The sequence below is a fragment of the Mesorhizobium sp. M7A.F.Ca.CA.001.08.2.1 genome (assembly GCF_003998455.1).
Classification (GTDB): Bacteria; Pseudomonadota; Alphaproteobacteria; order Rhizobiales; family Rhizobiaceae; genus Mesorhizobium; species Mesorhizobium ciceri.
The window spans coordinates 1-5,249 of the sequence record NZ_RZPW01000446.1; the positions used below are offsets into that span (position 1 = coordinate 1).

Below are 5,249 nucleotides of genomic sequence, written 5' to 3' on the forward strand. Positions count from 1 at the left end.
CGTGCCGATCTGGATGACCTCGCCATCCTTCATGATGGCGATGCGGTCGGCCAGCCGGATGGCCTCGTCGAAATCATGGGTGATGAAGACGATGGTCTTGTGCAGCATCATCTGCAGCCGCATCAGCTCGTCCTGCATCTCGCGGCGGATCAGCGGATCGAGCGCCGAGAACGGCTCGTCGAGGAACCAGATTTCCGGTTTTGTCGCCAGGCTGCGGGCGATGCCGACACGCTGCTGCTGACCGCCGGACAGTTCGCGCGGATAGAAATGCTCGCGACCCCTTAAGCCGACAAGCTCGATGACCTCGCGCGCCCTTGCTTCGCGTGTCGCCCGGTCCTGCCCCTGGATGCTGAGCGGGAAGGCGATGTTCTCCAGCACGTTGAGATGCGGCAACAGCGCAAAATTTTGGAACACCATGCCCATGCGGTGTCGTCGCAATTCGATGAGTGCTGCATCGGAGATTTTCAGCAGGTCATTGCCCTCGAATTCGACCTTGCCGTGGGTCGGCTCGACCAGCCTCGACATGCAGCGCACCAGCGTCGACTTGCCGGAGCCCGACAGGCCCATGATGATGAAAATCTCGCCCTGGCGGATTTCAAGGTCGACGGCGCGCACCGCGCCGACCAGCCCGGCAGCCGTGACGTCGGCCATGCTGGCCTTGCCGTCACGTTCACGGATGAAATTGGCCGCGTTCGATCCGAACAATTTCCAGACATTGCGGCAGGCAAGCTTTACCGGACGGGCGTCTTTTGGCGCGCCCGCCGTGTTTGGCTCCTGTTCAGTCCTGTCCGTCATTCGAACGTCCCTCTGGAATATCAACAAGTGAGGCCCGGCTGGTCAGCAGCCGGGTCTCATTTTTCCAGTCGGAACGATCACTGCGCCCAGGCTTTCCAGTCGGCCTCGTGGGCGGAGATCCAGGCAGCTGCGACGTCCTCCGGTGTCTTGCCGCCGAGATCGATCTCGCCGCTCATCTTGTTGAGCTCATCGGTGTCGATCGTGTAGGCCTTGGCCACCTTGTAGGCGACCGGCCATTTGTCCTTCATGCCGGACCAGGAGTATTTCCAGATCTCGCCATGCGGCTTGCCGCAGTCATATTTGGCGTCGGGGTTCACGCCCCATTTCGGGTCGTTGTAGCACTCGGGCGTGTATTCCGGGAATTCAACCCACTCGCCCTTGTACTTGGCCGGCGCCCAGTGCGGCGAATAGATCCACAGCATGATCGGCGCCTTGCGCTGATAGGCGGAATCGAGCTCGGCGAACATCGCCGCGTCGGTGCCGGCATGGATGACGGTGAAGGGCAGTTTCAGCGCCTCGACGCGCTCGTCGTCAAAGCCTTCCCATGTCACCGGGCCGCCGAGATAGCGTCCCTTCGGTGCGGTCTCCGCCGTCGAGAAGGCTTCGGCGCATTTCGGGTCCTTCAGCGCTTCCCAATTGGGCAGGCCCGGGCATTTCTCCTTCATGTATTCCGGAAACCACCACTCTTCCTTGGCCTTGGGTCCGAGCTTACCCAGCCGTTCGGTCTGGCCGGTCGCATCGGAGGCCTTCATGGCTTCGCCGGCGGTCGTGTCCCAGAACTCCAGGCCGACATCAAGATCGCCATTGGTGAGGCCCGTGGTCAGGCTGGAGAGGTAGTCGGCCGTGGGATACTCGACGGTATAGCCGAGCTTTTCCAGGATACCGCCGAGGATCTTGGCGTTCAGATTGACGCTGGTCCAGTCGAACAGCGCGATCTTGATCGGATCGTTGGATTCTGGTGCGGCGGCTTGGGCGGAAGGTGTCAGTGCACTCGCCGCGGCGAGTGCGAAGGTTCCCATTGTTAAGGTCGAAATCACACTGCGAAGTGACATGCTTGTTCTCCTTCAAGCTGTGAAAATTATCGTTCGTTCCCTTCTTGCGGCTTTTCTTGATTGTGTTGGAAAGGCTGGTCTTTGCGCAAGGCCGTCGGCGCCAGATTGTTGCCCCGGCTTTGGCCGGCGCAGGCAAGATGGTGCTCAATTCTAGTGATGATGGAACAGGACTGCAGTGTCGGCGTCATGGTTGCCGACGGATCGCTGCGGGGGCGGTCATCTGCGGATCGATTGCCAGTCTTGCGGCGCCTTGCAAGGTGCGAGCCATCAAGGTCTCATGTTCTCGGCTGTCGACCCGGCAAGCGCCATCTCGCCAAGCCAGTTTCATGGGATGAAATTATATATATCAAGGTTCATGTCGCGCAACGACTAACACCGCGCGAGGTGTATAAATTCAGACTGCAGGCGAAGTTGAACCTCTACCAGCAGACGTAGCCGCCATCGACAATCAGGTCGAGGCCGGTGACGAAGCTCGCTGCGCGGCTGGCCAGGAACACCGTCGGTCCGACCATTTCCTCCGGCGCCGCCATCCGCCCCATCGGCGTGTCGCGCTTGAAGATCTTCACCTCTTCGGCCACCTCAGGCCGCTTGTTCATCGGCGTCAGTGTGTAGCCCGGGCTGACGACATTGACGCGCAGGCCGCGATCGGCCCACTCCATGGCGAGACTCCTGGACATGTGGATGACGGCGGCCTTCGAAGAGTTGTAGTGCGCCTGCGTCAGGCCCCGGTTGACGATGGTGCCTGACATCGAGGCGATGTTGATGATCGAGCCCTTGCCTCGCACCAGCATCTTGCGCGCTTCGGCCTGACAGGACAGGAACACGCCGGCGACATTGACCTCGTGCACCTTCTGCCACGTCTCCAGCGGCATGGTCTCGGCGGGTTCGGAGCCGGCAATGCCGGCATTGTTGACCGCAACGGTCAGCGCACCGAGTTCGCTCTCGACTCGATCGATCGCCGCCGCCAGATCGCTCTGCGATGTCACTGTACCGTTCAGCACCAGCGCCTTGCGGCCGAGTGCCGTGATCCGGTGCGCCGTTTCATCCAGCCCACCTTTCGACGCATGACCAAAACAGGCGATGTCGGCGCCTGCCTCGGCCAGCCCGATCGCGATGGCTTGGCCGATGCCGCTGCCGGCGCCGGTGACCAGCGCGACATCGCCATCCAGCTTGAAAAGATCCATCGAGTGTCCTCCCTGTCCCAGGGAGGGTATGCGCTGACCCGTGCTTCGATCAAGCGCCCGCGCGCAAGCGGCGTCGATGCCTAGAAATAACCGCTCGACGCGGCCGTGGCTTCCTTCGGGATTTCGACGCCATCGACCAGGATCTTGTCGACCAGTTCGTGGTGGAAACAGACCAGCCCCTTGATGCGCTCCGCCTCGTGCACCGGCTCAGGATAATACCAGACCAGGTTCTCGTGGCGCTTGGCCTTGGTCGTCACGTGATAGTAGTTGGAGATGCCCTTGTAAGGACAGCGCGAGATGTAGCGGCTGGGCGCGAACATATCGAGCCGCGTGTCGGCGATCGGCAGATAGTGGCGCACCGGATGGCCGGTCTCGAACAGGAACACGCCGCGGCGTGAATCGGCGACCTGCTCACCATCGAGGATGACCTGCACGCGCCGCGACGACGGCAGGCAGTCGACGCGGCGGAAGGGATCGCGGGCGTGGACAAAGATCTCCTCGTCCTCCTCGAACCAGTGCCCCATCTTGCTCCAGGTGAACGACATGTAGTCCGATATCGGCGGACAGCCCTTGACCGGATCGAGATAGCGCCAGGCCGCGTCCTCGACCAGCGTGATGCCGGTGTTGAGCGAATAGTGGGTGGCTGTGCCCTTGAATGGGTCCTCTGTCGTGGTCTTGCTCGGCAGCAGGAACTCCTCGCGAACGTCGCCGATCGGAAAATAGTAGACCGGCAGATGATCGGATTCGTAGAACACCAAGGCGTTGGTCGTATCGGCCACGGTCATTGACCCCACCTGCACGCGCAGGCGCTTCTGCGTCGGCATGGTGAAGGCTATGTAGCCCGGCTCGAAGTCGTACTGCACGATGGTATCGAGCAAGGGAAAATGCGGCCCGCGGCCGCGCAGATGAGGCTTGCGAATGGTAGTCTCCCGTTTTGTTTCTTTTGTCATCGGGCGTTGAGGCACGATCAGCTCAGGGACACGCGATCGAGCAGCAGGCCGGCGGCGATCGGCGGCAAGCCGCTGACATTCTTGCGCACCGGCACCAGCAGATCGGGGAAATAGCTGAAGATGACAGGCGTCTCGTCGAGCAGCAGTTTCTGGATGTCGGAGGCGGCAGCGCGTTGCGCGCCGACATCGAGCGCCTTGAGATAGCTGGTGACCATGCCGTCATAGGCCGGGCTCTTGAAATGCGCCGCATTCCACGGACCGTCGCTGACCAGCGGGCTCTTCAGGAAGACGTTCGGCACGCTGCGATGGGCGTAGTCGGTGATGCCAAGTGGGCTGTCCAGCCAGTCCGACTGGCCGAACACCGCCTTGCCGTAATATTTGTCCTGGTCTTCGATGTTGAGCGAGATGCGGGCACCGATTTCCTTGGCGAAATTCTGGAACAATTGCGCGTAGCCGGGAATGTCGGAATAGCGCAGCGTCGTTAGCGTGATGTCGAAACCACTGGCAAGGCCCGCCGCCTCCAGCAACTGCTTGGCCTTGGCGATATCCTGGACGCGCTGCGGCACCGTCTTGTCGGTTGCGGGGAAAGCGGGTGCGAAGGGGCTGTCATTGCCGGTCGCCGCCATGCCGCGGCACAGCCCGTCGACCAGCTTGGAGCGGTCGATGCACAGCGCCAGCGCCTGGCGCACGCGCTTGTCGGTGAAGGGGCCGGTGTCGCAGCGCATGTGAAGCTGCCGGTGCGCGGTCGAAGCGACACGCAGCACCGTGATATCAGGACTGTTCAGCACCACCTGGCTTACATCGAGCGGAACGGCGTCGAGAATGTCGACCTCGCCGGCCTGCAGCGCCAGGATGCGCGGCTGCACGTCGCCGTAGAATTTGAATTCGAGCCGGTCAGGCAGCGCCTTCTCGCCCCAATAGTCGGTATTGCGGATGAAGGTCGCGCCGACCTTTGGCGTATAGGTCTCCAGCCGGAATGGCCCGGTTCCTTCGAACGTCTTTTCGTAGTCGCCCTTGTAGCTCGCCGGCAGGATGACGGCGTTGTAATTGTCGATCGACACCGAATAGGGAAAGCTGCCATTCGGCGCATCGAGATGGAAGGCGACGGTGTGGTCGTCGACCTTCTGGGTGCCGCCTTTCGACAGCAGCCCCTTGAACACGGAAAGTGCATTGGAAGCGCCGTTGGGGTCGGCCAGCCGGTCGAAGGTCGCGACGACGTCGTCGGCCTTGAAATCCTCGCCATTGTGGAATTTCACGCCCTTGCGCAG

5 protein-coding genes are annotated in these 5,249 nt (G+C 61.7%); all 5 read right to left on the minus strand.

What is annotated here, in order from left to right; all coding sequences use genetic code 11:
* Positions 1 to 795, minus strand: a 795-nt coding sequence (locus tag EN914_RS23315) for an ATP-binding cassette domain-containing protein (protein WP_127389288.1), incomplete at its 3' end; no start/stop codon positions are given.
* Positions 796 to 872: 77 nt separating this feature from the next.
* A complete protein-coding gene (locus tag EN914_RS23320) occupies positions 873 to 1,847 on the minus strand; it encodes an ABC transporter substrate-binding protein (protein WP_024502602.1) in 975 nt (324 codons plus the stop codon).
* Positions 1,848 to 2,266: 419 nt separating this feature from the next.
* On the minus strand, positions 2,267 to 3,031 hold the full coding sequence (locus EN914_RS23325; RefSeq protein WP_013532887.1) for an SDR family oxidoreductase: 765 nt from the start codon (positions 3,029 to 3,031) through the stop codon (positions 2,267 to 2,269).
* Positions 3,032 to 3,111: 80 nt separating this feature from the next.
* Positions 3,112 to 3,909 carry a DUF427 domain-containing protein gene (locus EN914_RS23330; RefSeq protein WP_024502603.1) on the minus strand — a complete coding sequence of 266 codons (798 nt, stop codon included), beginning with the start codon at positions 3,907 to 3,909 and terminating at the stop codon, positions 3,112 to 3,114.
* 89 nt (positions 3,910 to 3,998) lie between these two features.
* The coding region (locus tag EN914_RS23335; protein WP_164778866.1) for an ABC transporter substrate-binding protein at positions 3,999 to 5,249 on the minus strand (1,251 nt) is incomplete at its 5' end.

Coding starts and splice junctions, on each gene's coding strand:
- EN914_RS23320 (WP_024502602.1), bottom strand. CDS start 1,847: ATGTCACTTCGCAGTGTGATTTCGACCTTAACAATGGGAACCTTCGCA.
- EN914_RS23325 (WP_013532887.1), bottom strand. CDS start 3,031: ATGGATCTTTTCAAGCTGGATGGCGATGTCGCGCTGGTCACCGGCGCC.